Genomic DNA, 25630 nt, shown 5'->3' with positions numbered 1-25630 from the left:
CCCGGTCTCAGCCCGGTGGGCGGTGGCCGATCGTCATGCCGGGCCGGCGGCGGTGGACGGTCAGATAGGTCAGCCCCGCGCCGCCCGCGGTGAGGGAGCGGCGGGCGCCGTGCGGCAGCCATGCGAGGGAGCCCTCGGCGAGCGGTTCGGGCGCGTCGCCGCCCGCGAGTTCACCGCTGCCGCCGAGGACCAGCACGAGCACGTCGAGGTCGGACTCGACGTGCGGCGCGACCCGCGCGCCGGGCCCGAGCCGTACGACGTTGGCGTCGAGCTGCCGCCCCGGCTCGCTGAGCTTCCACACCACGCCGCCGGCTTCCCCCGCGCCCCCGGCCGCCGCGCGGGCGTCGCCCAGCACCCGGGCCCGCTCGGACCCCGGATCGGACGGTCGTTCGGACGGTGGCGCCATCTGTGCCTCCCTGAGCCCGCGGACAGTCCCGGAATTATTACATGTAGCATTCGTGAAAAATCTCGACGGGCCTCCACCTGGGGCTCCACGGGACGGACGGAGGTCGAGGTGGGGGATCCGGAGGAGCGGTTCCGCGGGGCGCGGCGGCGGGCGGTGCTGGACGCGGTGCGGGCGGCGGTCGAGCCGCAGGGCGTCGCGGAGCTGGCCAATGCGCTCGGGGTGCACGTCAACACCGTCCGCTTCCACCTGGACGCCCTGGTCGCCGAAGGCGCCGTCAGTCGCCGCACGCAGCGCCCCGCGGGGCGCGGGCGGCCGCGCACCGTCTACACCGGCGCGCCCGGGATGGACCGCGGCGGCGCCCGCGGCTACCGGCTGCTCGCGCAGGTGCTGGTCGGCGGGCTCGCCGCGAAGGACGCGCAGGGGCGCGGGGACGCGGAGGCGGCAGGGCACGCGTGGGGCGGCTTCCTGGTCGACGTGGCGCAGCCCCCCGCGACGACCGGTGCGGCGGCCGCCGCCCGGCTCGCCGCGCTGCTGGCCGACCTCGGGTTCGAGCCCGCCGTCGAGCCGGACGCGATCCGGTTGCGGCACTGCCCCTTCCTCGAACTCGCCGAGGAGCACGGCCAGGTGGTCTGCTCGGTGCATCTCGGCCTGATGCGCGGGGCGCTCGCCGCGATGAGTGCCCCGCTGACCGCCGGGCGCCTCGAACCCTTCGCGGCGCCCGGCTCCTGTCTCGCCCGTCTGGCCCCCGTGGGGCCCCGCCCGGAAGGAGCGCCCGGATGACCTCCGGCTCCGCCGCCACGGCAAGCGCGTTCGTCTTCGTCTGGCTCGGGATGGTGCTGGCCGTCTCGTTCCTGGAGGCCCCGCTGAAATTCCGCGCCCCGGGCGTGACCGTCCCGATCGGGCTGGGCATCGGCCGCCTCGTCTTCCGCGCGCTCAACGCCGTCGAGGCCGCTCTCGCGGCGGCGGTGCTCGCCGCCCTGGCCACCGGCGGCGCGCCCGCGGCCGCCACCACCCTCGCGGCGGCGGTCGCCGCCCTGCTGGCCGTCCAGGTGGGCGTGGTGCGGCGCCGACTCGCCCGCCGCTCCGACCGCGTGCTGGCCGGTGAGGAACTCCCCCGCTCGCGCGGCCACCTGGCGTACGTGGCCTTCGAGGTCGTGAAGGTGGCCCTGCTGGTCGCGCTGGGCGTGGCGGCTGCGGCGTCCTGAACGGCGGCTGCGTCAGGCCGTGACGACGGCGTCCTTCAGCGGCAGCAGGGCTGCCGCCACGGTGCCGATGGTCGGCGCGTCCACGCCCGCCTCCGCGAGCGCCGCCGCCAGGTGACCGACGACCAGGTCGAAGGCCGCGCCGGTGATCGCGAGCCCCTGATGGGCGCGCTCCATCGTCCGGCCCGGGTAGGGCTCGCGCGCGCCGAGGGCCTGCCCGACGAAGAGCCGCTGGTGGCGTTTGAGCCGCTCCATGTCACGGCCCTCGAACCAGCCGGCGAGTTCGGGGTCGGCGAGCACCTTGTCGTAGAAGAGGTCCACCACGGCCTCGACGGCCGGAGCGCCGCCGATGGCGTCGAAGACGGTCGGGTCCTGCTCGGCGCCCGGGGCCGGTGTCGTGTCTGCCATGCGGCCGACCGTACGGGCCGTGCGTTGCCCCGCCGTGTCCCCGGGCCGCCCGCCGGGTCACGTCCGCCTGACGCCGGCCCGGGCCGGGCGGTGAGGGCCGGGACACCGGGCGTTCACGTGCCGCGGGCGGGCAGTCCCGCTTCCCGCGCCGCCGTACGCAGGACGTCGCGGATCATCGCCGGGGTCACCGTACGGGTGGAGATGTTCCGCCGGCTGGGGTGGTAGCACCCGAGCAGCACCAGCTCGCCGTCGCCGCCGGCCGCGCGCAGCCGTACCCGGGCGCCGTGCCCGAAGGCGGGGCGCGGGCGGGGCAGCAGCCAGCCCGCGTCGGCGAGCACGGGCAGCAGCGCCTGCCAGCCGAAGCCGCCGAGCACGACCGCGGCGCGCAGCGTCGGCCGCAGCAGTTCCAGCTCGCGGGCCAGCCAGGGGCGGCAGGTGTCGCGCTCCTCGGTGGTGGGCTTGTTGTCAGGCGGCGCGCAGTGCACGGGCGCGGTGATCCGCACGCCGCGCAGGGTGAGCCCGTCGCCCGGAGCGACGGCGGTCGGCTGCGACGCGAGGCCCACGGCGTGCAGGGCCGCGTAGAGGACGTCACCTGACGGGTCGCCGGTGAACATCCGCCCGGTGCGGTTGCCGCCGTGTGCGGCGGGGGCCAGGCCGACGACGGCGAGCGCGGCGTCCGGCGGCCCGAAGCCCGGGACGGGCCTGGCCCAGTACGTCCAGTCGAGGTAGGCGCGGCGCTTGACGCGTCCGGCCTCCTCGCGCCACGCCACCAGCCGCGGGCACGCCCGGCATCCGCTGACCCGCGCGTCCAGCGCGGCCACGTCCGCGGCGGAGGCCGCCGCCGCGGCGGGGAAGCCGGGGGCGTCCGTTCCGGGCGCGGTTCCGCCGTCCCGCCGTGCGCTCGGCTCCATGCCCTGGTCCGCCTCTCCGGTGCGCGGCCGCGCACCCGCGCGCACCCGCGCCGCGCCGGTAAAATGAACGTGCCGCCCGACAGCGGCGCCCGTGCCCCGTGGGGGCTCCGCGCCGGCGAGAGGTGTCGCCAATGACCGAGCCGATCGGCTACCGCCGAGTCTACGAGGAGAAGGCGCCCGGGGAGGGCCGCCGGGTGCTCGTCGACCGCGTCTGGCCACGTGGCATGCGCAAGGACGACGGGCGCTTCGACGAGTGGCTGCGCGATGCCGCCCCCTCGTCCGAACTGCGCAAGTGGTACGGCCACGAGCCCGAGCGCTTCCCGGAGTTCCGGCGCCGCTACCGCGCGGAGCTGCGGGATGCCGGGCATCAGGAGGCGGTGGCGCACCTGCGGGATCTCGCCGGCCGGCACCGGCTGACCCTCGTCACGGCCACGAAGGACCCGGACCGCAGCCAGGCCGCGGTCCTCGCGGAATGGCTCGCCGCCGAGCCCTCCTGACCTCCGCTCCGCGGGGGTTCGCGCTGCCGCGCGGGGCGAGCACCCGGCGCCGCGGGAAGCCGCTCACCTGCGCCGCGCGGCGCGGAACGCTCGCCCAGCGGCGCGGCCTCGCGCTACCACGCGTAGATGCGGGCCATGATGTCGTGGCGGGCGGCGCCCTGGGGGCCGGGGTGGGAGATGACCACGGGGAGGCCGTCCGGATCGCGGCCCTCGATCATCCGGACCCCGTCCTCGCTGTCGCGCGAGGACACGTGCGCGGCACGCTGCTTGAGGATGCGCTCGCAGCGGTCCAGGTCCTGCGGCCCGTCCGCCGTCCAGATCACGTACTGGACGCCGATCGCCCCGAGCGGATGCTCCCCGCCCGACCCCATGACGCGCAGGTAGAGCTGCGCGTCACCCGCTCCGACGAGCAGCGCCGCGGTCGCGGTGCGGACGGATTCGGTCATGAGGAGCAAATCCCGGTAGAAGTCCACGGACTGGTCGAGGTCGCGGACGAACACGACCACGGAGGCCAGCCGGGGGCCGCGGTCGGCCGACGCATCCGATGCCATGCGGACCCCTTCGTGCGCGGTCGGGAATGCTCGTTTTCACGCTACAGGCGCCCCGTTCCGATCGCCCGGCATGTGCGGGGCGGCCCGGGCCTGCGTCGCCGGGGCGTGTTCGAACGGCCCGCCGCGACGGTGCGGTCCGCGACGGGACCGCGGCGCCGTGGTGCTCCGCGGATCCGGACGGCAGGTCCGGGCGAGTGTCCTGGTGCCGGGCAGGGGCCCGGGGCGCTACCGTCGGGGGTGTAGCGGAAGCGCGGTCGCCGGACGCCGCCCGGGTGACGGGCGGGGACGGGGGCGGCGCCGTCGGCCGAGCCGGGAGTGCCCGCATGACCACACCGCAGGACGTGCTGATCACGAGCCTGGACGTGCCGTCCAGCCGCCCCGTGGAGTCCGGCGATCTCTCGCTCGTCCTGGCCGGGGCGGAGCTGATCGACCTGCTCGGCGACGGCTCCGTCACGCTGGACGGCGAGCTGGTGGTGCCCGGCCTGGCCCGTACGCCCGCCGACCGGCTGCTGGTCGACGCGGCGAGCGCGCTGGTGCGGCGGCCGCCGTACGAATCGGCGCAGGACTGGCTGTGGCGCCGCGGCGAGGGCCTGGCGGCGGTCTACCTGGCCGTCATGGAAGAGGCCGGGCAGGTCGCCCGCAGGCACCGCCGGATACTGCCGGGCCGCCCCGGGCCCGCGACCGCCACCGACACTCCGGCCCGCCGCCGCGCCGCCGAGCGCTGGCGCTCCGGCGACCCGGTGCTGACGGTCCTGGCGGGCGCCTTGGGCATCCAGCCGGGACCGGCCGCCGCACCCCCCGAGATCAGCGACGACTCGGTGGAGGCCGTCCTTGTGACCGTCGGCGACGCGGTCGTCGAGCTGGACGCCGTGCGCCAGCGGCGGAGGATCGAGCAGGCGGCTTTCGACAACATCTGGCGCGGCGGCTGACCGGCCCCGGGCGCACCCGCCGCCCCTGGCCGGGCGGGCGCGGCGCTCAGCCCTCCCCCGCCCCGCCCTCCGCCAGCGCGGCGGCCAGCACCTTGCGGGCCGCGTTGTCGAAGGCCACCAGGAGGACGCGCTCCACCGCGGTGGGGCAGGACCGCAGCGTGGTCACGGCCACCCGGGCTGCCTCCTGCTCCGGGTAGCCGAAGATGCCGGTGGACACGGCGGGGAAGGCGACCGTACGCGCCCCCACGGCGTCGGCCTCCGCCAGGCTCGCGCGGTAGCAGGAGGCCAGCGTGGCGGCCTCGCCGCGGGTGCCGCCGTGCCAGGCAGGTCCGACGGTGTGGATGACGTGCCGTATGCGCGGCTCGAGGTCGAAGGCGGGCGTCGTCCGCGCCTCACCCCGCGGGCACGGCGCCAGCGCCCTGCCCGCGTCGGCGAGCCGGGGGCCCGCGGCGTGGTGGATCGCGCCGTCCACCCCGCCGCCACCCCCGAGTGACTCGTTCGCCGCATTCACGATGGCGTCCACCCGCAGCTGCGTGATGTCGCCCTGCACCACTTCGATCTCGACCATGCCCCGATCCTTGCACCTGTGCCGGCCCCGTCCCCTGACATCCGTCAGGGCACCGGGGCCGCGGCGCTGCGGGCGTCAGGGCCGCGCCGGGAAGATCGGGGGCCGGTGTCCGAGGACCCCGGGACCGCGGGGTCAGGCCTCGGTGCGGACCAGCAGCACGGACACGGGCGCGGACTTCGCCACGCCGCGGCTCACGCTGCTGTGCAGCAGCGCGGAGATGCCGCTGTAGTGGCCGGGGCCGACCGCGATGAGGTCGCTGCCGAGCGCCGACGCGCGGTCGACCAGGATCGCCGCCAGGTCCTCGCTCAGGCCCTCGTCCACCTCGCCGTCCGCGGTGACGCCGTCCGCCCGCAGCCGGGCGAGCGCGTCCTCGACGACCTGGCGCCCCTCGGCGGGCTCCTCCGAGGTGTAGACGCCGCCGGATATCCCGTCCGTCACGACGTGCGAGGGCCGGACGTGGATGACGTGCACCGCGGCCCCGGTGAGCTTGGCCAGGGACGCGACGGTGTCCAGCACCCCGGTGCCGTGCGGGGTACCGTCGACGGCGGCGAGGATGTTCTTGTACATGAATCAACTTCCTTGTCCGAAGGGGCCCCAGGGGTTCGTGGCCCGCCCTCATGGGTCAGCCTCCGGACACGGGCGCGCATTCCCCCTCGTGACGTGACGACGGCCACGTCACCGCATCAGCTCGATCGCCATTCCCAGCACGCCCGCGGCGAAGACGGCGACGACGAGCAGGATCCAGACGACCGGCCCGGTGCCCCACCCGCGGCTCAGCGCCACGCGCTCGGGCGCGTCGAGCGAGGAGACCCCGGAGTCGGCGGGCGAGGTGCGCCCGGCGACCTGGACGGAGTCCTCCGGGACGCTCAGCCCCTCGTCGGGCAGATGCGGGTTCGCGGACTGCGGTGCGTGGGTGACCGCCATGGTGGCCTCCGGTGCTTCCGGTTCCTGCTTCCGCACCTCGGCTACCCGCTGCCGGACGGGTGAACCGCGCCGGGCGCAAAGGGGATCTTCCGCGCCAAGCGCGGCCCGTTCCGCGGAAGTCCTGGCTGCACGTCACCCTTGCTCAATATTCTCCGGAGGTCATCGGCAGCCGCGATCCGGCTGCCGCCCCTCTCCGTTGCGGAGTGTGCATGACCCGACACGAGCACGAGGTAGAACGCCGAACGCTGTTCAGAGTCGGCCTGGGCACCGCGGTCGCCGCGGTCGTCGGCACGGAACTCGCGCTCCCCGGCGCCGCGCAGGCGGCGCCGTCCGCCGAGTTCCCCTGGATCATCGACTGCGACAGCTGGGGCGCGCGGCCTCCGTCCAGCCCGATCCAGATCACCGGCAACACGACCAACAAGATCATCCTCCACCACATGGCGTTCCCCAACGTCACCGACTACTCGCGCGACCACGCGCTCCAGCTGGCCCGGGACTGCCAGGACCTGCACATGGACACCAACGGCTGGGCGGACACCGGCCAGCACTTCACGGTGAGCCGCGGCGGCTACGTCCTGGAGGGGCGGCACCGCAGCCTGGAGACCCTGGACGTGGGCGAGCACCAGGTCACCGCGGCGCACTGCCCCGGTGAGAACGGCAACGCGATCGGTATCGAGAACGAGGGCACGTACATCACCGAGACGCCGCCCGAGGCGCTGCTGGACTCGCTCGTCCAGCTGTGCACCGCGGTGTGCCGGCAGTTCGGGCTGAACGCGTGGGACATCTTCGGCCACTGGGACTTCCGGGTGACGGACTGCCCCGGCATCGCCTTCTACGCGCAGTTCCCGATGATCCGCACCCGGGTGCTGCACGAGCTGGGCGTCCCGGCCTCGGCGGCGCCGGCCCGGCGCTGGCCGGACATCTGGCGCTTCGTCGACAGCCCGGTCGTCCAGGTCGGCCAGTACCTGCTGGACGCGGCCGGCTACACGCTGACCGCCGACGGCGTCTTCGGCTACGACATGAACGCCGCGCTCGCCGACTTCCAGACCACCCGCGGCATCCCGGTCACCCCGGACGCCACCTTCGACGCCACCACGTGGGAGGCGCTGGCCCCGCCGCTCGACAAGGACGCGACCGGGCTGCCCGTCACCGCCCTGCAGTTCATGCTCGCCCGCAAGGGCTACGCGGACGTGACCGCGAGCGGCGAGTACGACCACGCCACGATGAAGGCCGTCCAGTCGATGCAGCGCCTGCACGGGCTGCATCCCAACGGCAAGGTCGACCTGAGCACGTGGTGCGCAGTGGTCGGCGGCACGGTGCGCGAGTCGCTGTGCGGCTGAGCCGCTGAGGCTCCGCGCCGGTGCAAGCAGCAAGGCCCGCGGGCCTGCCGGGGAGCGATCCCCGGCAGGCCCGCGGCCCTGCCTCCCTCCTGCGACCGCTAGCCGCAGGTCAGCGTGGGCGCCCCCCAGTCGCCGTGGTCGCTGCCGTTGCCGTCGCCCGCGTCGCCGACCTTGAGGTCCAGGACCTGCGCGCCGGTGATGTCGACGTCGATCGGCACGGCCGCCTGCTTGCCGCGGATCGTCTGGGTGGTGGTGAGCACCTTGCCGTCGGCGATCACCGAGAAGGTGACCGTGCCGCCGCCGCCCGTCTCGTCGTCGACGCCCACCTCGGCGGTCAGCCGGGTGCAGGTGCCCGCGAGGTAGAGCTGGACGTCGCTGACGGAGTTGGTGCCCAGCCCCTTGGCGTAGGCCTTGCCGGCGATGTGGATCGGCTTGCCGTCGCCCCCCGCCTGCTCGCCGACGCTGGTGTCGCGCTCGACAGGGCCCCAGCCGTTGCTCGACGCCAGGAAGGGCAGGTCGCTCACCGCGTTCTGCCCGGCGGGCGGCAGCGGCGGGATGGCCTTGACTATGCGCTCGTCACCGACGGTGGCCACCTTGCCGCGCTGCAGGCCGGACGTGGTCAGCTTGAGCGCGGAGGCGTCCGGCAGCGTCCCGGCGGGCGGGGTGACCGTCCAGCGGATCGTGGCCGACCGCCCCGGCAGGACCGAGGGGACGGACTCGGGCTGCGGGGCGCTCGCCTCCCACCCGGCGGGCAGCTCGAGCTTCGCCGTCAGCGCGCTGACCGGAGGCTGGTCCGCCGGTACGGCGACGGTCGCGGTGGCGGTGAAGCTCTTGCCCGACTGCACGGTGCCGGGCACGTCGAGGGTGACGTCGCTTCCCGGCGCGGACGGCATCGCGTACACCGCGTGGCTGTAGCGCGGCGCGGCGTTCTGCGCGACCTTCAGCGGGGAGGTGTAGCTGCCGTAGTTCGTCAGCTCCACCTTGCCCAGACCGCCGGTGCTGCCGTCCAGGTTCCACACGGCGATGGCGACGGTGTTGCTGCCGTTCGGGTTGAGGATGCCGTTCGGGATCGGGAAGGAGTGCTGCGGGCCGAGGTAGTTGACGTAGTTGCCGACCTGCCAGCCGTTCACGAAGATCGTGGCGCGGTACTGCCGCTTCGGGTCGTCGGTGAAGGTCAGGCCGACCGAGGTGTCCTGGCCGTGCGGCAGGTCGAGGGCGACGTCCGTGCGGTACCAGGACACGCCGGCGTGGGTGTCGGTGGCGGGCAGCGAGACGTCGTTCCAGGAGGCGTCCGGGTAGCCGGGCAGCGACCAGCCGGCCCGCTCGCCGTACAGGCCGCCGTTGTTGAGCGGACCGCGGGCGGTGTCGAGCAGGTCCTCGCCGCCGCGGACGCCCTGGATGCGCCAGGTGACCGGGGTGAGCGGGGCGCCCAGCAGGGCGGCGCCGGTCAGACCGCGGGCGGACTTGTTGCCGTTGGAGGAGTTGTAGTCCTCCTCGTGGCCCATGTTGACGGTCAGGACGGACAGGACGTTGTCGGCGCCGTCGGCCTTGAGCGCGCCCGCCGGGAAGGTGAAGTCCGCGCTGCCGGTGGTGGAGCTGCCGAGGAAGGTGCCGTTGAGCCAGGCGGAGAAGGCCTGGGCCCTGCCGCCGGAGTCGGACACCAGGTGGATGCCGGTCTCGGAGCCGGAGGTGCGGAAGCGACCGCGGTACCACGTGTTGCCGGTGTGGAAGCCGTAGTCGTCGGCGTAGAGCACGGGCAGCGAGTTGACGCCGGAGGAGCTGTTGGTGGTGGTCTTGTCGGCCACCTGCCAGCCGGAGTCGTCGAAGCCGGGTGCGGCCTCGGGGGATTCCTCGGCGTGCTTCCAGTCCGTCAGCTCGGGCAGCTGCACCGCCTTGGCGGTGGGGATCTGCCCGGTGCGGCTGCCGGTCGCGGTGGAGCCGGTGTCCACCGCCTTGCCGTTCCAGGTGACCTGGCGCGCCGAGGTGAAGACCTCGATGTCCTTGGCGTCGGCGTTGTCGCCGGTGAGGGCGACGGTCGCGCCGCCGTCCCCGCTGGTCGCGGTGCGCAGCAGGTGGCTGCCGCGCACCAGCACCGGTCCGGCCGCGGTGTCCTGCCGCCAGAACGTCTCGGCGGTGGGCTTGTCACCGACCAGCAGCAGCGCCGGGCGGGAGCCGCCGCCGCTGAGGGAGATGCGGATCAGTCCGTCGTGCTCGTAGTTGAGCCGCAGGTCGCCGGTGGCGGGGTCCCAGGTGGTGGTGACGTCGCCGCCGGTGCTGGTCACCGTGGGCTTGGAGGTGTAGCGCAGCACGGTCTCGCCGTCGCTGCCCTTGTCGCCGTAGAGGACCGAGACGTCCCGGTCGCCGATGGCGGCGGTGGTCATGATCTCGGAGGTGGAGTACTGCAGCTGGGTGCCACCGAGCTTGTAGTTCGCGACGATGATGTGCGAGTCGCGGCCGTCGAGGGTGATCGCGGTGCCGGGCTGCTGCGGGACGACGGGGTAGGTCGCCTCGGTGGCGCCACCGGTGGGCACGTCGATGGCGTCGACGGAGACGAAGTTGTCGGTGGAGCCCGACGCGTGGCTGCCGGTGACGACGATCTTCAGGGTGTGCGGGCCGTCGGACAGGCCGCTCTTGGAGAAGACGACCGCCTGGTCCTCGCTGCCGGAGTCGTCGACGGTGGCCTCTTTGGTGCCGTCGACGTAGACGTCGGCGTAGCCGTGGTTGTTCGTCTTCGGCCCGATCCAGCGCACCGCGGTGCCGTTGAAGGGCACGGTGACGGAGTCGCCCGCGACGTTGGAGAAGGACTCGGTCTTCTGGTAGTCGCCGCCGGTGTAGCTCTGGTTCGCCACGTGCGACCAGGTGCCCGTCCAGCTGAGCGCGCTGTCGGTGTCGTCGTGGGTGTAGGCGGTGTCGGCGGAGGGCTGGGCGCCCAGGTCCAGCGCGATGTGGGTGGTGTCGGTCGTGGTCGCGGTGGAGTCGCCGTGCCGCAGGACGTGGAACTGCGTCCTGGTGTCCGGGTTCATCCGGGCGGTGTCGACGACCTTGGCGTTGTCCGGCGGGGTGGACCTGATCTGGTCGGTCTTGGTGAGCGGGGCGACCGACTGGGTGAAGTAGCCGATCAGCTTGTCCTCGTCGAACTTCGGGTCGAGCTGCCGGTTCTCCCGGATCGCGGCGCCGTAGTCGTACGAGGTGTAGTTCTCCGGCATGCCCAGCCAGCCCCAGTTGGTGCCGCCGTAGGTCATGTAGAAGCTCTGGGCGGTGGCGCCGACCGCGATGTTCTGCTTGTAGAAGACGTTCGCGAACTGGTCGTTGATCAGCTCGGCGCACTTGTCGTAGCCGGGGCCGCCCCACGGGTCGAAGGCGCCGCCCTGGAACTCCGGGGTGTAGAGCGGCTTTCCGGCCGGGTGGTCGTAGCTGAGGTTCGGGACGCCGCTCCACTTGGAGGGGGTGGAGCAGTTGAAGCCCTGCGGGTAGGAGTCGGGGCCGTCGACGTCCAGGGCGCCGTCACCGGAGTTGAAGGTGCCGTTGTTGTTGCCGGTGAGCGGCACGGTGATGCCGTCGGCGCGGGCCTTGTCCTCCAGGTGCTGCATGTACGCGCGGGCGCTCGCCGAGCCGTTGTAGTACTCGTTCTCCACCTGGTAGGCGATGACCGTGCCGGTGCCGTTAGTGAGCTGGTGCCGGGCGAGGATGCGGTCGATCTGGGTGAGCCACTCGTCGGAGTACTTCAGGAACTCCGGGTCGTCGGTGCGGTTCTGCTCCTTCTTGGTGGTGAGCCACCCGGGCAGGCCGCCGCTGTCGACCTCGGCGTTGATGTACGGGGCGGGGCGGGCGATGACGTACAGGCCTGCCTGCTGCGCCATGTCCAGCAGCTTGTCGACGTCGCGGACGCCGGTGAAGTCGTACACACCGGGCGCGGGCGAGTGGTAGTCCCAGTCGAAGTAGAGGGACGTGGCGTTGAAGCCGGCCGCCTTCATCTTCTGGAAGATGTCGAGCCACAGGTCGGGGCTCGGCAGCCGGAAGTAGTGGAACTCGCCTGACCACAGGTAGGTGCGGTCGCCGTCGACCATGAACGAGTAGCCGTCGAAGGTCACCTTGTGCGCGGTGCCCGCGGGCTTCGCCTGCACGGGGGCCGCCGGGGCCTGCGGGGCGGCGACGGCGGGCACCGCGGGCACTGCCGTCAGGGCGAGCGCTACGGCTGCCGCGGCCCCCGCCCACCATCTTCTGTGCCGGCCGGTTCTGCCGACCGCCGGATCGTTGGGGTTACGTCGCACTGCGCCCTCCAGGCTCACCGAGGTGTCAACTCCAAACAGATTCCATCGAAGTCGCACAATAGGAGGGTGGGGCCGACGGCACAATAGGTCGGACGAAGGTCGTCCCTTTCCCGTCACGGAAAGGGGCATAGCCCAACATATGCCTCGTCACGCCGCGACGGTGGACACCGGCTGGCGGATACACGCACCGATGAGTTCTCGTCAGATCCCTTGACAGCCACTGCACAGGGGGTCTGTCATGTCGCCAACTGTTGAGTTGCGTCGGATTCTGTGGCGACCAAGGCGGCTGCCGCACCGGCGATCTCTCCGGAACCTACGATGGGACTCGTATGCCGATCACCCGCAGGATCCTGTCCTGCGTCACCGCAGGGGCGTTGTGGGCAGGCGGCCTCGGCGTGGCCGCGATCACCGCCGGGGTCGCCACGGCGCCGTCCGCGGCGGCCCTCGACAACGGCCTCGCCCTCACCCCGCCGATGGGCTTCAACGACTGGAACTCCTTCGGCTGCAACGTCAACGAGCAGCTGATCAAGGACACTGCCGACTACTTCGTCAGCTCCGGTCTGAAGGACGCGGGCTACACCTACGTCAACATCGACGACTGCTGGATGACCCACACCCGCGACGCCGACGGGCGGCTGGTCCCCGACCCGGTCAAATTCCCCGACGGCATCAAGGGCACCGCCGACTACGTCCACAGCAAGGGCCTCAAGCTCGGCATCTACGAGGACGCGGGCACCGCGACCTGCGCCGGCTACCCCGGCAGCCTCGGCCACGAGGCCGCCGACGCCCAGTCCTTCGCCGACTGGGGCGTGGACTACCTCAAGTACGACAACTGCAACAACAAGAGCGACGGCACGATGGCGGACTTCCTGAGCCGCTACACCGCCATGGGCGACGCGCTCAAGGCGACCGGCCGGCCGATCGTCTACTCGCTCTGCGAGTGGGGCCAGCTCCAGCCCTGGGAGTGGGCCGGCGACATCGGCAACCTGTGGCGCACAACCGGCGACATCAGCGACAACTGGGGCAGCCTGAAGTCCATCACGGACGCCAACCTGCCGCTGTCGTCCTACGCCCGGGCCGGCGCCTGGAACGACCCGGACATGCTCGAGGTCGGCAACGGCGGCATGACCGACACCGAGTACCGCACGCACTTCTCGCTGTGGTCGATGATGAACGCCCCGCTGCTCATCGGCACCGACCTGCGCAAGGCCACCCCGGCCACGATGGACATCCTGCTCAACAAGGAGGTCATCGCGCTGGACCAGGACCCGCTGGGCAAGCAGGCGAGCGTGCTCGCCTCGACGGACAGCGGCACCAAGGTCGTCGTGAAGCAGCTCGCGAACGGTGACCGCGCGGTCGCGCTGTACAACGAGTCCGACCAGCCGCAGCACATCTCCACCACCGCCGAGGCCGCCGGCCTGCCCGCCTCCGCCACCGGCTACAAGGTGCGCGACCTGTGGCAGCACCGCGACTACCAGTCGTCCGGCACCCTGGCGGCCACCGTCCCCGCGCACGGCACCGTCCTGCTGCGGGTCTCCCGGGACGTCCACGCCCTGGTGAACCCGGCCCTGGTCGACGCGGGCGTCAGCGGCACCTCCGTGCACATCCAGCCCGGCAAGGGCGCCGACGTCACCGCGTACGCCACCGACCTCGGCACCCTGCCGTCGCTCCAGGTCTCGGTCAAGCTCGACGCCCCCGACGGCTGGACGATCCGCCCCAAGGGCCCCACCGGCACCCCGGCGCTCACCGGCGGCAGCACCCTGAACACGACGTGGCACATCGACGTCCCCGAGGGAACGCCGACCGGCACGTACGCCCTCTCCGGCACCGTCACCTACCGCGGTGCCGGGAAGGACAGCGCCGTCAGCGTCCCGCTCGGCGGCCAGATCTCCGTCGCCGTCCCGCCGCCGGCCGGCACCTCCTACCTCAGCGACCTCCCGTGGGAGTCGGCGAGCAACGGCTGGGGCCCGGTCGAGCGCGACACCAGCAACGGCGAGGCCAAGGCCGGCGACGGCCACCCGATCACCCTCGGCGGCACCGTCTACGCCAAGGGCCTGGGCGTTCACGCACCCAGTGACGTGGCCTTCTACACCGCCGGGGCCTGCACCTCGGTGACCGCCACCGTCGGTATCGACGACGAGAAGAAGAACAGCAAGGGCTCGGTCGAGTTCCTGGTGCTCGCCGACGGCAAGCAGGTCGCCGACAGCGGCGTCGTCACCAGCACCACCGGCGGCCACCCGCTGTCCGCCGACGTCACCGGCGCCCAGGTCGTACACCTGGTCGTCACCGACGGCGGCGACGGCAACGACAGCGACCACGCCGACTGGGCGGACGCGCAGATCACCTGCTCCTGATCCCCGCTCCCCCACCGTGACCGGCCGGTGCCCCCGCGCCACCCGCGGGGGCACCGGCCGTCAGCGGCCCGCCTCCCAGAGCGTCTTGAAGCGCTGCACCCGCTTGGCCACCCGGTCCGGCCGCAGGTCCATGAGCGTCTTGGTGTTGACGCCCCGCAGGTCGGAGCCGATCTCGTAGGACAGCGACTCGTCGAAGACGATGAAGTCGTTGGTCTCGTCCATGCGGGCGATCGGCGACAGGTCGGACAGCGCGAGCACCTTGACCTCGATGCCCAGGCTCTGCTGGTCGTCGCAGAGCTGGCCGAGGTCGATGGTGTTGTCCTCCGGCTTCTCGATGATGAACAGCCGCCGGATCCGCACCCCGTGCGCGTCGATCGCGTCGCGCTGCGCGCGCAGATAGCGCTGGCCCAGCTCGCTGGGCCAGAAATCGCGGTCCACGGCGGTGCTGGTGGCGTCGATCGTGCTCGACGCGCAGCCCGTCAGGGTGACGATCCAGTCGTGGTCCTCGCCCTCGTAGTCGACGAGCTTGGCGTTGAGGTTCTCCATCAGGCCGGCGAGCCGGCTGACCTCGGCGCGCGCGAAGGCCTGCATGATGGCGGGCGAACCGGTGCCGACCTTGCTGGCGCTGCGGATCAGCCGGGAGACGCCGTCGGGCGGCAACGCGGACCGGTCGACCAGGCCGAACAGCTCGGTGGCCTCGTTTATCCGGGCGAAGCCGTTGGCGACCAGCTCCTTCATCTCCGCGTTGTGCGCGGCGATGGTGTGCTCGACGGAGGTGAGCCGGCGTTCGAAGTCGGTCATGTACTGGATGATCAGAGCCGCTCCGCCGAGGAAGATGGAGGAGGTCAGCTTCCACACCTCGGGCTGGTCGGTGGCGTCCGTCAGCAGATAGGTGGCACCGCCGACCAGCGCGGTCAGCAGTGTCTTGAACAGTACGGGCGGTACGATCCGGGACGGCGCGGTCTGCGCCCCCGACCCGGTCTCCAGCGATCCGGCCATGTCGTCATCTCCCCCTGGTGGGTTCGTGCGCCTACGAGCCCGCGGGCGGGCAGGTCATGGCTGCTGCACATGCGCGGAGACAGCCAGCAGCGCGAGCTGGTCCCTGATCCGCTGCACCAGGATCTGCCACTGCCGGCTGAACCCCGGTTCCCGCTCCAGCACCTCCCACAGCGGGTGCAGAAGGCGGTCCACCCGTGCGGTGGGCATCCACAGGTGCAGCAGATGGTCGACGGCCGGGCGCAGCGCGGTCACCGCCACGCGTCCGTCAACCGAACCGAGCCGGCTGCGCTCGACCATCCGCACCAACGTGGTCAGCAGCCAGTCGTGCAGGGCGAGATCCTCGCAGAGCCTCGCCGCCGCGGCCGTTCCCGTGCTCCCCGCCAGCCGCAGCTCCACCGTGCGCAGGCCGTCCTGCGCGAGGGTGAAGTTCTCGATGGACGGCTCCGCGCCGTCCGGGGCGCGCAGCGCGACCCAGCGCAGCCGGGTCACCTGGGCCCGAAAGGGCGCCGCCTGGTCCAGCACGGGGTTGCGCAGCACCGTGCGGAGGAGGTGCTCGGCTATCGCGCCCAGGTCCAGCTCGCCGGGCCTGGCCGGGCCGCCCAGGCAGCCCGCGGCGACATCCCGGTCGGGCAGCTTGCCGAACGGCTCGACGATGCCGGGCCGGGCCAGGTAGTGGCCCCACGGGCGGCGCCGCTCGGGGCCGTCCGCCGTCGCCGTGCAGAAGGCGTCGGTCTGCAGCAGCCGGCCACCGGTGAGGGCGGCCCGCGAGGTGACGGTGCCCACCGCGCGGACCCGGGCACCGGAGGCGGTGGGCAGCCGGCAGTCGACGCCCGTCAGCACGTCGGGCGAGAGCGCGTACGCGTTGGGCCGCTCGGACTGCAGGACCCGCCGCCCGGCGCGCAGCCGCAGCAGCCCGGCGGCGGCCGGCGAGGGCAGCGCCTGGGAGTTCTGCAGCAGGCACGTGCGCACCTCACCGCAGGCGAGCACCGGCTGAGCGAGCGCCGTCGTCCCACCGCCCGGGATCACGTCACCCGCCCGCGTACATGACGTAGGAGATGCGGTCGGTGATCTGCTCCGGCACCGGCACGCCCTCGCTCAGCGCGCGCCGCGCGACCTGGTCGAGCGCCTCGGCGTCGATGTCGACCTGGTCGAGGATCACCCGCACCGCGTGCTCGACGGTCAGGAAGCGGGCCGGCAGGACGGAGCAGGTGCGGTACGCCGAGAAGGGCGCCGCGGCGGGGTTGAGCCGGATCACCGGCGGCAGTTCGTCCCAGTCGCGCGGGAATTCCGCGGCAGTCCAGGGCACGGGCTGCAGCACCGGGTCCCCGGCGTGCCGCAGCAGGCCGAGCCGGGCGAGCTGCCAGACGGCGGCCAGGAAGGGGCAGGACCACCAGCGGCGGCCGTCCACCTCGTCCCACAGCTCGACGTCGGCGAAGACGGAGTGCCGTCGCGCGGCCGTCTCGGCGGGCGGGTGCCAGGGCTCGGCGCCGGCCATCGCCTCGGTGAGGCCCCCGGCGGGGCTGCGCCGGCCGTTGGCGAGCCAGCCGGTCTGCGTCGCGGGCGGACGGCTGCCGTCGGTGCCGGGGGCCGGCGACTCGACGAGGCGGGCCTGGACCTCCTCGGCCACCGCCGTGCCGTCCGCGACGGCGCAGCCGGACTCGCGGGCCAGGTAGTCGATCGTCAGGCCCGCGCGCCCGGCCTCGGCGACCACCATCGGGAGCAGTTCGGCGGGAGTGGAGAAGCGGGTGAAGTAGTCGTCCACCAGGAAGCAGGTGCTGACACGGGCCCGCCGACCGCCGGCCGCGGCGAGCACCCGGGCGGCGTCGGCCCACGGCTTGACCTGGGTGAAGTGGGTGCGCAGGCGCTCGGGGCCGGCTTCGAAGTCCTCCATGTAGAGGTGGCCCAGCTCCAGCGACAGCTGGGCGAGCGGGACGGACTGCACGCGCGGCTCGGCCGCCGTCTCCCGGAAGACGGTGCCGGGGCCCCCGCCGCTCCCGGTGGCCGTGACGGGCACGGTGGTGGCGGTGGCGGCCGTCTCGGTGTTCGTCATACCGGCCCCCACGCCTCGTCGTCGGTGAGTTTGTCGGCGAGGTCCTGGAGCGCCGTCAGCGTCTCCAGGTTGGCGATCCGGCTGGAGAGCACGTCCTCGTCGGTGATCAGCTGCTCGCGCCACTGGAGGACGGGTTCCAGCGGCACGCTGCCGATGGCGGCGCTGAAGCCGACGTCCCGGTCTGCGGCGAGCCGGTCGAGGTCCTGGTCGCACTTGCGCATCCACGACGACTGCGCGGCCGGCACCAGCGACCACGGCGGCGCCTCCGGGTCGGGCACCGCGGCCCGGACGAACCGGATGGCCGAGCGCAGCTCCTCCTTGTCGTGACCGCGGGCCACGCCGCCGGCCAGGATGCCGCGCTGGCCGAAGACCAGTCCGGAGGCGGCGATCACATGCTGCCGCGTCCAGCGGTGGTAGACCAGCCAGCGCGCCTGCACGCCGCGCATCTCGGGCCGCGCGGTCACGTCGAGGGCCATGTCCATCGCGTAGCTGCGGCCGGCGCTGAGGTCGACGATCACGACCTCGAACTCGCTGTTGAGCCGCAGGAAGAGGTCGATGCAGCGGTTGACGGTGTCCTTGGCGACGGCGAACTCGCCGCCGCTGCGGTCACCGGGGAGGAGCACCAGGTTGCCGGAGTTGGCCGGGCGGTCGCGCAGCAGCTGGTGCTCCGTCTCGGCCCAGACGTCCAGCCGGGACGGCTCGGTCGCCTTGCCCTGGAGGTACGAGTGCAGGCCGCCCTGCTCGATCCCGCCCGTCGCCTTGGGGACGTCGAAGACCGCGGCGGCGGTCGGCGAGCCGAAGTCGAAGTCCAGGTAGGCCACGTCGTCCCCGCCGAGGGCGCGGCGGAAGGCGAGGTTGGCGCTGGTGACGGAGCGGCCCGTGCCACCCTTGTCGGAGGCTGCGAAGACGAGCACCGGTCACACTCCCCGCGAAGCGGTCTGTCTGGCCAGCGCCAGCCCGTCGAGTTCGCCGAGGATCTCCATCGTGAGCGCCACCGCGGTGCCGGGCTGCCGGTCGACGAGGTCCCGGGCGCGGTTGAGCTTGACCTCGACGCCCTTGAGGGCCAGACCGCGGGAGGCGTCGAGGGCCGAGGTCGGTTCGAGCTGCTCGTTGCCCAGCAGGTGGGTGGCCTCACTGAGCAGCCAGGAGGCGTAGTTGATCAGATCGGAACTGCGGATCGGGGACTGCACGTAGAGCTGCCGCCCGGCGACCATGCACTCGATGACGCGCTCGGTCACTCCCCAGGACAGCGCCAGCTGCTCGACGGTCGCCTCGGGGAAGGCGGAGCCGACGTTGTCCCACAGCCCGGCGCCCACGCCGGTGGTGATGCGGCGCTTCCACATGTGGTCGAAGATCTTCTCGGCGAGCCGCAGCAGCCGGTCGTGCGAGGTGATGTTGCGGGACAGGGTGCACAGCTGGATGCTGCGCTTGAGGAGCATCGCGGAGAAGTCGCCCATGGTCCACTGCATGGGGTTGCCGGTCTCGCTGCTGCCCTGCAGCGGCAGCCGGATACCGGGGCTGTGCAGGTGGATGGCCTTGTCGCCGACCATCAGCCGGCTGCTGATCCGGCCGCGCTCGGCGAGCCGTTCCATGACGGCGACGGTACGGGTCAGGTCGTCGTCGGTGGCGCGGCGGCGCACCAGGTCGTGGACGAGGATGGAGGCCACGCAGAGCGAGAAGTACTCGGACTCCAGCCGCTGGCCGGTGGTCCGCCAGGGGATGTCCTCCAGCGGCCAGGTCGCCTCGTTGAAGCGGGCGATGCCGGACCAGTACTGCTGGGTGATCTCCCACCGCAGTCGTAACGCCTCGGCCAGGCGCTGCTGTTCGATGGTGAGGAGGCCCAGGGTGAGGGTGCGGTCGCTGAACAGGTCCTGGATGCCGTCGAGGGCGACGACGGTGAAGTACAGGTACGGGATCGGCCGGGCGGTGCCGATCGGCTGCGGGCCGATCGGCTCGGTGGTGTCGACCGGCGGCGCGTCCTTGACCAGGGTCCACGCCCAGCCGCACTCGAAGAGCTGGTTCTCGTCCTTGAGGCGGTCGGCGATGTCGACGCCGAGGGTCAGGCTCTCGCCGATGGTCGCGCGCAGCGCCTCGAAGCGGCGCTGGAAGCGCTCGACGACGACGCGCTCCGACAGCCGCCCCTGCCCGAGCACCCCGCACAGCGTGCGGCCCTGCGGCTCGTCGGGGTCGAAGACGTTCACGGTGAAGGAGCGCAGCAGGCTCACCATGGCGGCGGTCAGCCGGGTCTCGGTGGCGGCGCGCAGCTCCTCGATCTGCGCCCGTACGTCGGCGCGGCGGGTCTTGCTCGAATAGACCTTGAGGAAGCCGAGGGTGGCCAGGCACAGGGTGATCGACATCGAGTAGGAGTCGACCACGCCGATGCTGCGCTGCTCCTCGGTCAGCTCCAGATCGGGGTCCGCGGAGACGAAGTAGTGGCCGCCGGAAAAGCTGGGACGCTTGTCGTCGGTGGTGTGGTTGCGCATGAAGTCGCCGAGGATGCTGACGAGTTTCGCCGGGATCTCCACGCGCCCGCCGGCGTTCTTGAGCGCGGTCTGCACATCGCGCTCGGTGGTGTCCGGGTCGTCCAGCCGGAAAGCCGGGATTTCGGTGGCGGGATACATCAGGCAGAGCAGCCGCTCGGCGTCGGCGACACTGCTCCTGCGGTCCGGATCACCCCACTCCCAGCTGCCGTCGGCAAACGAATGGCGTGAAATGGCCTGCCAGATGTCCAGCAGGTGCTGCCGCGGCTTGATCTGCATTCCCCACCCCTCCACCAGGTGCAGCCTTGCACTTCCCTGCGGTGCCCGGACACACCCCGGTCGGATTCCTCCGTACGTGTTATGCGGGCCCGCGCCGCCCGCAGGCCACGATCATTCCCTCGTATCCTTCGCGCAACGCGCCGCCCGGCATTCCGACCGGGGTGATCGCGACGTCCTCGCCTTCCGCGAACGGGCTCAGGCTCTTGCGCACATCGACCGTCGTGACGCTGCACGCGGGGAAGAGGGTGTCACCCACCTTGTACCCCAGCGAGCCCTCCATGAAAGCCGCCGCGAAGGGAGCGCCGGGTTCCAGGACCCGCATGAAGCGCTCGACCGCGAGCAGGAACTCGGCCTCGGACGTGGACAGCGATTCGGCGACGAAGAACATGGTGCCGATCTGCCAGCGCTCGCTGCGCTCCCCCAGGTCGAACAGGTTGCCCTGCTCGATCCGCGCGGCGCGGGCGAAGGCGCCCCGCGGGTCGGCGACCCGCCGGGCGTAGACCTCCTGCTCGCACAGCGCGTCCCAGAACTGGTCCCAGTGGTCGTCGTAGGACTCCTGCTGGCCGCGCAGATAGCCGACGTTGGCGGCGGAGTGCTCGTACAGCGTGACGCTCTCGCACCACGGGAGCATGGACATCGACGGGTACAAATTTGCCCCAGGACCGACGTCGATTCCGCGCAGCCGGGCGCCGGCCGTGTCGGGGGTGTCACGGAAGTGGTCGGCGAAATGCTTGCGTACGACTTCGAGGATCTTCGCATCATCGGAGCGCAGCCGACCGTAATTGTGATCAACGTAGGCCTGCGGGTCGAACGCGTCCCAGGGCGCGTCCGAATTCAGCCGTTGCACAGGCGTGCGCGCAGAGTCATTCGCCGTTCGGGGCGTTCCGAGATCCATCTCTCCATAATAGCCGCGAACTTGGCGCCCGGAGGCCACCGTGCGATCGGCCGGATTCACGCAGGGCGCACGGAGGGCGCGTGGCAGCATACGCGCATTTCATCCGTATCCCACCTTGAACAGCGGGTAAACGCAGCTGATCCTGGTCAGATCCGGTGAACACGGCGCCGGCCCCACCTTACGCACGCGCGAGAGCCCATGTCAGCCGAATGGGGGAACGCGGCGTCGACCTCCGTATGTCCCCGGACCGGGTCCCGGACCGGCCCGCCCGTCCCCGTCCCCAGCCCCCGAGGAGTGGCATGACGACCCATCTGCCCGACGCCGGCAGCCCGCGTGTGACGCCGCTGCTGCCGGCCTGCGCGCCCGCACTCGTCCCGGCCGACGGCGAACTGCCGCCGCGCGTGCGCGCGGTGACCGACGCCGACCTTCCCGAACTGCACCGCCTGGACCAGGAGGTCTTCCAGCAGCACGCCTACCCCTACTTCGTCCTGCGGCAGTTCTACGACCTCTACCGCGACGACCTCCTGGTGGTCGACGACGCCGGCACGTTACGCGGCTACGTGCTGGCAGGCACCACGTCGGACCCTTCCCGCTGCTGGGTACTCGGCCTGGCGATCGACCGGAAGTGCCGCCACCGCGGCCTCGGCCGGCTGCTGATGACCGAATCGCTGCGCAGCCTGTGCCTGCGGGGGGTGCGGGAGGTGTGGCTCACCGTCGAGCCGGCCAACGAGGCCGCCCTCGACCTGTACCTGTCGCTGGGCTTCTCCCGGGTCGACCGGCGCCGCGACTACTTCGGGGCGGGCTCGGACCGGGTCCTGATGGTCCTTCCGCTGGCGGGCGCGGTCGCGCTGTCGGCGGAGGCCTAGAGGGGGCGCGGACGCGAGGCGCGGCGGGGGGGTGAGGGGGGGTCAGCCGGTCAGCAGGCCGGCGATGCGGTCGCGCACGCCCTCCTTGCCCTCCACCCGCTCGGGGACCAGCCGCTCCGGCTGCCCGGGGTCGCGGGCGAGCACGTGCAGCCGCCCGTCCTGCCGGGCCAGCACCAGGTCGGTGCTCTCCCCGGCGATCTCCGCGGAGCCCTCCGCGGTGTAGTGGGTGACGGTCACCAGCGCGGAGCGCTCCGCCCCGGCGAGCAGCGCGTCGGTGTCCGGCGCCCGGTCCCGGTCGGCGGCGCTGCCCCGCGGCAGCCACTCGGTGAGCATCCGCAGGGACTCGTCGAAGGTGTGCAGGCTGATCTGGTGGACGCCGAGCGCGTCGATGCGCACCATGAGGCAGATGTGCTCGGGCTGCGGGAGCAGCAGCACCCGCCAGGGCTCCCCCGGCTCCGTACCGGTGATGCGGGCGTCCAGCACCATCCGGGCACGCTGCTGGAAGGCCACCGCGATGCCCAGGTCGCCACGCACCTGCACCTGCTCGCCGCCGCCGCCGGCCAGCAGCAGCTGCCGGGCGGCCAGCGAGCGCACGGCCTCGGTCAGCTCGTCCTCGGAAGGGCGGGCCTCCAGGAAGTCCACGATCGCGTCCACGGCTGTCAGCTCGGCGATGGTGTACGCGCCGAGCAGCACCGGCCCGGTGTGCACCATGTTCACCACGGCGGTGACGAGCCCCTCGGGTACCGCCGCCGCACCCGGCTGGTCCGCGGCGCCGGCCGACTGCGCGTTCACCGAGGACCTCCCCCGGGGCGGGCCGGATCCGGCCGTGCCGCCTGGTCGCGCCGCTCGCGCAGCACCCGGGCGGCGATCCGCGAGGGAGTCTGGGTGACCCAGACCTCGGAACTGCCGAACAGCCCGCGCCCGCCGCGCCCCGGCAGCGCCCGCCCCAGCTCGGCGGCCGGATCGGCCCGCTCGGGGGGCGGGAAGCGGCCGGCCAGCTCGCCGGAGACCGCGGTGGTGTCGTCCGACTCCTCGATCCGGCGCAGCGTCGTGGCCAGCGCCCCGGCGACCGGTGCGGCCAGCGCGGTGGGCACGGAGACCAGCGGCGAGAGGTACATCGGGCGCCGCTCGGTCATCCGGGACAGGCCCCAGGGCCCGACGTTGCTGCCGGTGCAGCGGTAGACGACGTAGTCCATCAGGTGCCGCAGGTCGTCCACGCTCGGCATCTTGCTGCCGCCGAAGGCCGCGGGCGTCTTCTCCAGCTGCACCCAGGTGCCGGTGGCGGTGCGGCCGTGCAGTTTCTCGCGCACCACGTGCCCGCGCATGCCGATGTCCGGGTAGCGCTTCTTGTCGATGTCGCGGTGGTGGCTGGAGATCCGCGGGTGGCTGCCCTTGCCGGCCCGCCAGCGGTCGTACAGCTCGGGGTCGTCGACCAGGACGTGCCCGCCGCACAGCACGTCGTGCATCTGCGGCACCTGGAGGCCGTGCTGCTCCAGGTCGGAGAGGATCTGCGCCTCCTCCGGACTGAGCCGCGAGACGGCGCGCAGCAGCCCTCTGCGGTACTCGCCGGCGCGGGCCGTGATCTGGATCATGAGCCGGACCCGCTCGCGCTGCCGGTCGGCCTGCCGGGCGGCGCGGCCCGCCGCACCGGACCGGCCCGGGTGGCCGCCGTGTCCGGGGCGCAGGGACGGCATCGCCGGATGCTTGCGCTCCATACCGGCCAGTACAGCACGGCGGGCGCCGTCCCGCAGGGCGGGGCGCGGCGCCCGCGGGCGGTCAGGCCCCGCTGCGGGCGGGGAGCCGCCAGTTCGGCCGCGGGTAGTGGCAGGTGTAGCCGTCCGGGTAGCGCTCCAGGTAGTCCTGGTGCTCGGGCTCGGCCTCCCAGAAGGGGCCGACCGGCTCGACCTCGGTGACGACCTTGCCGGGCCACAGGCCGGAGGCCTCGACGTCGGCGATGGTGTCCTCGGCGACGCGCTTCTGCTCGTCGTCGGTGTAGTAGATCGCCGAGCGGTAGGCCAGGCCGATGTCGTTGCCCTGGCGGTTCTTCGTCGTCGGGTCGTGGATCTGGAAGAAGAACTCCAGGAGGGCGCGGTAGTCGGTCCGCTCCGGGTCGAAGAGGATCTCGATGCCCTCGGCGTGCGTGCCGTGGTCACGGTACGTCGCGTTCGGGACGTCGCCTCCGGTGTAGCCGACCCGGGTCGCGGTGACCCCGGGGAGCTTGCGGATGAGGTCCTGCATCCCCCAGAAGCACCCGCCCGCCAGAACCGCCCGCTGTGTCTGCGTGGCCATCTCCGTCCTCTCCTCGCGTCTGGTCTGCGTCTTCCCGGTTCCCCGCGTTCTCCGGGCAAAGGTGTCAACGCACCGGGGGGCTGCAGGATTCCGCCGGGCCGGGTGCGACCAGCAGGCCCCAAGGGCGGCGGCGCCCGTCGCTGACGGCGGCCACGCCCGCCGCGTCGTAACGCGCGGTGGCGAGCGACCACGTCAGGTTGCCGGCCATGAGGTGCCGCATGCCTTCCACGTAGTGGTCGACGTGCGCGCGGGCGGTGCGGTCCAGGCGCAGCCCGGCGAGGGCGCGCGGCAGGTCGGCGGCGAGCCGGACGAAGCGGGCGGTGCGGGCGTTGGCGAGTCCCGCGATGTGCTCCACGGACTCCTCGACCGTGCAGCCCCTGTCCGCGCGGTGGACGACGACGCTGTTGTTCACGTCGCCCGCGGCCAGTTCCTTGACCAGCGAGACGATGTCGTTGACGAAGATCACCACGTCGCAGGTGATCTCGCGCATCTCGCGCAGCGCCGGGGTGCGGTAGACGTCGTCGGGCAGGCTGTAGCCGCCGCAGCGCTCGGTGAAGTCCAGGCACGGCCGGACGCCTATGGTGTCGCGCCGGACGGCGAGGAAGTCCTCCAGGCCCGGCAGCCGGACGGCGTTGCGGTGGCGGGCCTCGCCCTCGTGCGCGGCGAGGTAGGCGCGCCAGTGGTCGCGGAAGCGGCTCCGCCAGTACCGCGGGGTGCCGTCGGTCGAGCGCCGCCAGATGTCGCGGAAGGAGCGGACGAGCGGGCCGTCCGGCTCCGGGGCGCCCGCCGGCGACCGCGGTTCCGGCGCCATCGTGGCGGCCAGGTCGGCGACGAGCCGGCGGATCCGCTCCGGCTGGGCGCCGAGCAGCCCGTCGAACTGGTCGTCGAAGATGAAGAACCAGGCGTTGAAGTCGGCCGACAGCTCCAGGTCGGCTGCCCTCGCGTCGGGGTAGAAGTACGCCATCAGCCGTTCCAGGCGCAGCGCGTCGTACTCCGCCGCCGCGGTGTCGCCGGTCAGCAGGCCCATGCCCTGCGCCCACTGGAGGGTGTGCTGCCTGGCCCGCTCCGCGTGCGGGTTCAGCCGGGCGGGGAAGGGCATGCGGACGGCGGCGGTGCGCCGGGTGGGGTCGGCCGGGTCCGGAAGGGCGGGACCGGGGGGTGCGGCGACGGGCTCGGGTGACATATCGCCCTCCTCAGTGCCCGGGCGCGCCCGGCTGCGCGGGCGGACGCGGGTGCGATCGGCATACGAACTCGCGTGCGAGTCGCGTGCGGAGGTTCGAGCGTAGGCGCAGTGAGCGCCGGTGGACCAGCCCCCCTCGGGGACGGTCCTCCGCGCGCCGGGCGCACACCGTCCGCAGTTCGCACCCTCGGTGCTCCCCCCGAACGGGGGTGGGAGGGTACCGTTTCCTGC

Annotated in this window: 25 protein-coding genes; 7 read left to right on the top strand and 18 right to left on the bottom strand. The window is 72.8% G+C overall.

Features of this window, described 5'->3' with window-relative positions:
- Positions 1-7: 7 nt before the first annotated feature.
- Positions 8-406 (bottom strand): cupin domain-containing protein, encoded by a 399-nt coding sequence (locus IH54_RS0101290; protein ID WP_031512205.1) that lies wholly within the window; start codon positions 404-406, stop codon positions 8-10.
- A 108-nt stretch (positions 407-514) separates the two neighbouring features.
- On the opposite strand from IH54_RS0101290, the gene IH54_RS0101285 reads away from it, so the two are divergent.
- Positions 515-1186, top strand: a complete 672-nt coding sequence (locus IH54_RS0101285) for a helix-turn-helix transcriptional regulator (RefSeq protein WP_031512204.1) — start codon at positions 515-517, stop codon at positions 1184-1186.
- Positions 1183-1611: a hypothetical protein gene (locus IH54_RS0101280; protein WP_031512203.1), complete on the top strand. Its 429-nt coding sequence runs from the start codon at positions 1183-1185 to the stop codon at positions 1609-1611. The genes IH54_RS0101285 and IH54_RS0101280 overlap by 4 nt, the downstream gene beginning before the upstream one ends.
- 12 nt (positions 1612-1623) lie before the next feature.
- On the opposite strand, the gene IH54_RS0101275 is transcribed toward IH54_RS0101280, so the two are convergent.
- Together IH54_RS0101275 and IH54_RS0101270 are read right to left on the bottom strand one after the other, a co-directional pair.
- A complete protein-coding gene (locus IH54_RS0101275; protein WP_052396930.1) occupies positions 1624-2016 on the bottom strand; it encodes a group I truncated hemoglobin in 393 nt (130 codons plus the stop codon).
- 113 nt (positions 2017-2129) lie between these two features.
- Positions 2130-2927 carry a uracil-DNA glycosylase gene (locus tag IH54_RS0101270; RefSeq protein ID WP_031512200.1) on the bottom strand — a complete coding sequence of 266 codons (798 nt, stop codon included), beginning with the start codon at positions 2925-2927 and terminating at the stop codon, positions 2130-2132.
- Between the two features lie 131 nt (positions 2928-3058).
- Between IH54_RS0101270 and IH54_RS0101265 the strand changes: the two genes are divergently transcribed.
- Positions 3059-3424 (top strand): DUF488 domain-containing protein, encoded by a 366-nt coding sequence (locus IH54_RS0101265; RefSeq protein WP_031512199.1) that lies wholly within the window; start codon positions 3059-3061, stop codon positions 3422-3424.
- Positions 3425-3537: 113 nt separating this feature from the next.
- On the opposite strand, the gene IH54_RS0101260 is transcribed toward IH54_RS0101265, so the two are convergent.
- Complete coding sequence (locus IH54_RS0101260; protein WP_031512198.1) at positions 3538-3975, bottom strand: VOC family protein; 438 nt, start codon at positions 3973-3975, stop codon at positions 3538-3540.
- A gap of 323 nt (positions 3976-4298) precedes the next feature.
- Between IH54_RS0101260 and IH54_RS0101255 the strand changes: the two genes are divergently transcribed.
- Positions 4299-4904, top strand: a complete 606-nt coding sequence (locus IH54_RS0101255) for a GOLPH3/VPS74 family protein (RefSeq protein WP_031512197.1) — start codon at positions 4299-4301, stop codon at positions 4902-4904.
- 46 nt (positions 4905-4950) lie between these two features.
- Here the strand turns inward: IH54_RS0101255 and IH54_RS0101250 are convergent, their stop codons facing one another.
- From IH54_RS0101250 to IH54_RS0101240, 3 genes are all read right to left on the bottom strand, one after another.
- Positions 4951-5472: an O-acetyl-ADP-ribose deacetylase gene (locus IH54_RS0101250; RefSeq protein ID WP_031512195.1), complete on the bottom strand. Its 522-nt coding sequence runs from the start codon at positions 5470-5472 to the stop codon at positions 4951-4953.
- A gap of 132 nt (positions 5473-5604) precedes the next feature.
- A complete protein-coding gene (locus IH54_RS0101245) occupies positions 5605-6039 on the bottom strand; it encodes a universal stress protein (protein ID WP_031512193.1) in 435 nt (144 codons plus the stop codon).
- Between the two features lie 108 nt (positions 6040-6147).
- Entirely contained in the window at positions 6148-6396 is a 249-nt protein-coding gene (locus tag IH54_RS0101240; RefSeq protein WP_159011598.1) for a DUF6480 family protein, read from the bottom strand.
- Positions 6397-6605: 209 nt separating this feature from the next.
- On the opposite strand from IH54_RS0101240, the gene IH54_RS0101235 reads away from it, so the two are divergent.
- Entirely contained in the window at positions 6606-7736 is a 1131-nt protein-coding gene (locus IH54_RS0101235) for an N-acetylmuramoyl-L-alanine amidase (RefSeq protein ID WP_031512191.1), read from the top strand.
- 98 nt (positions 7737-7834) lie between these two features.
- Here IH54_RS0101235 and IH54_RS0101230 read toward each other — a convergent pair whose 3' ends face one another.
- On the bottom strand, positions 7835-11908 hold the full coding sequence (locus IH54_RS0101230) for a beta-galactosidase (protein ID WP_420711693.1): 4074 nt from the start codon (positions 11906-11908) through the stop codon (positions 7835-7837).
- A 428-nt stretch (positions 11909-12336) separates the two neighbouring features.
- Between IH54_RS0101230 and IH54_RS0101225 the strand changes: the two genes are divergently transcribed.
- Positions 12337-14361 carry an NPCBM/NEW2 domain-containing protein gene (locus IH54_RS0101225; protein ID WP_031512189.1) on the top strand — a complete coding sequence of 675 codons (2025 nt, stop codon included), beginning with the start codon at positions 12337-12339 and terminating at the stop codon, positions 14359-14361.
- Positions 14362-14421: 60 nt separating this feature from the next.
- On the opposite strand, the gene IH54_RS0101220 is transcribed toward IH54_RS0101225, so the two are convergent.
- The 6 genes from IH54_RS0101220 to IH54_RS0101195 all read right to left on the bottom strand — a co-directional run bounded on the left by IH54_RS0101220 (position 14422) and on the right by IH54_RS0101195 (position 21016).
- A complete protein-coding gene (locus IH54_RS0101220; RefSeq protein WP_052396929.1) occupies positions 14422-15360 on the bottom strand; it encodes a DUF6879 family protein in 939 nt (312 codons plus the stop codon).
- Positions 15361-15414: 54 nt separating this feature from the next.
- Positions 15415-16383, bottom strand: a complete 969-nt coding sequence (locus IH54_RS0101215) for an SCO2521 family protein (protein WP_420711695.1) — start codon at positions 16381-16383, stop codon at positions 15415-15417.
- Between the two features lie 4 nt (positions 16384-16387).
- Positions 16388-17410, bottom strand: a complete 1023-nt coding sequence (locus IH54_RS0101210; RefSeq protein WP_234343306.1) for an SCO2522 family protein — start codon at positions 17408-17410, stop codon at positions 16388-16390.
- A complete protein-coding gene (locus IH54_RS0101205) occupies positions 17407-18324 on the bottom strand; it encodes an SCO2523 family variant P-loop protein (RefSeq protein ID WP_031512183.1) in 918 nt (305 codons plus the stop codon). The genes IH54_RS0101210 and IH54_RS0101205 overlap by 4 nt, the downstream gene beginning before the upstream one ends.
- Before the next feature lie 3 nt (positions 18325-18327).
- On the bottom strand, positions 18328-20169 hold the full coding sequence (locus IH54_RS0101200) for an SCO2524 family protein (protein WP_031512181.1): 1842 nt from the start codon (positions 20167-20169) through the stop codon (positions 18328-18330).
- A gap of 79 nt (positions 20170-20248) precedes the next feature.
- Complete coding sequence (locus tag IH54_RS0101195) at positions 20249-21016, bottom strand: SCO2525 family SAM-dependent methyltransferase (protein ID WP_052396928.1); 768 nt, start codon at positions 21014-21016, stop codon at positions 20249-20251.
- 347 nt (positions 21017-21363) lie between these two features.
- Between IH54_RS0101195 and IH54_RS0101190 the strand changes: the two genes are divergently transcribed.
- Positions 21364-21930, top strand: coding sequence for a GNAT family N-acetyltransferase (locus tag IH54_RS0101190; protein WP_078861827.1), 567 nt, complete (start codon positions 21364-21366; stop codon positions 21928-21930).
- A gap of 42 nt (positions 21931-21972) precedes the next feature.
- Here IH54_RS0101190 and IH54_RS0101185 read toward each other — a convergent pair whose 3' ends face one another.
- The 4 genes from IH54_RS0101185 to IH54_RS0101170 all read right to left on the bottom strand — a co-directional run bounded on the left by IH54_RS0101185 (position 21973) and on the right by IH54_RS0101170 (position 25402).
- Positions 21973-22722, bottom strand: coding sequence for a hypothetical protein (locus IH54_RS0101185; protein ID WP_031512177.1), 750 nt, complete (start codon positions 22720-22722; stop codon positions 21973-21975).
- Positions 22719-23645 carry a hypothetical protein gene (locus IH54_RS0101180; protein WP_031512175.1) on the bottom strand — a complete coding sequence of 309 codons (927 nt, stop codon included), beginning with the start codon at positions 23643-23645 and terminating at the stop codon, positions 22719-22721. Before IH54_RS0101180 ends, IH54_RS0101185 begins: the two co-directional genes overlap by 4 nt.
- Positions 23646-23706: 61 nt before the next feature.
- A complete protein-coding gene (msrA, locus tag IH54_RS0101175) occupies positions 23707-24219 on the bottom strand; it encodes a peptide-methionine (S)-S-oxide reductase MsrA (RefSeq protein WP_031512174.1) in 513 nt (170 codons plus the stop codon).
- A gap of 64 nt (positions 24220-24283) precedes the next feature.
- Positions 24284-25402 carry an isoafricanol synthase gene (locus IH54_RS0101170; RefSeq protein ID WP_031512173.1) on the bottom strand — a complete coding sequence of 373 codons (1119 nt, stop codon included), beginning with the start codon at positions 25400-25402 and terminating at the stop codon, positions 24284-24286.
- Between the last annotated feature and the right edge of the window lie 228 nt (positions 25403-25630).

It is taken from the genome of Streptomyces sp. NRRL F-5123 (genome assembly GCF_000721495.1).
Taxonomy (GTDB): domain Bacteria; phylum Actinomycetota; class Actinomycetes; order Streptomycetales; family Streptomycetaceae; genus Actinacidiphila.
Note: the sequence above shows the minus strand (reverse complement) of the source record. Positions and strands in the feature narration are given on the sequence as shown.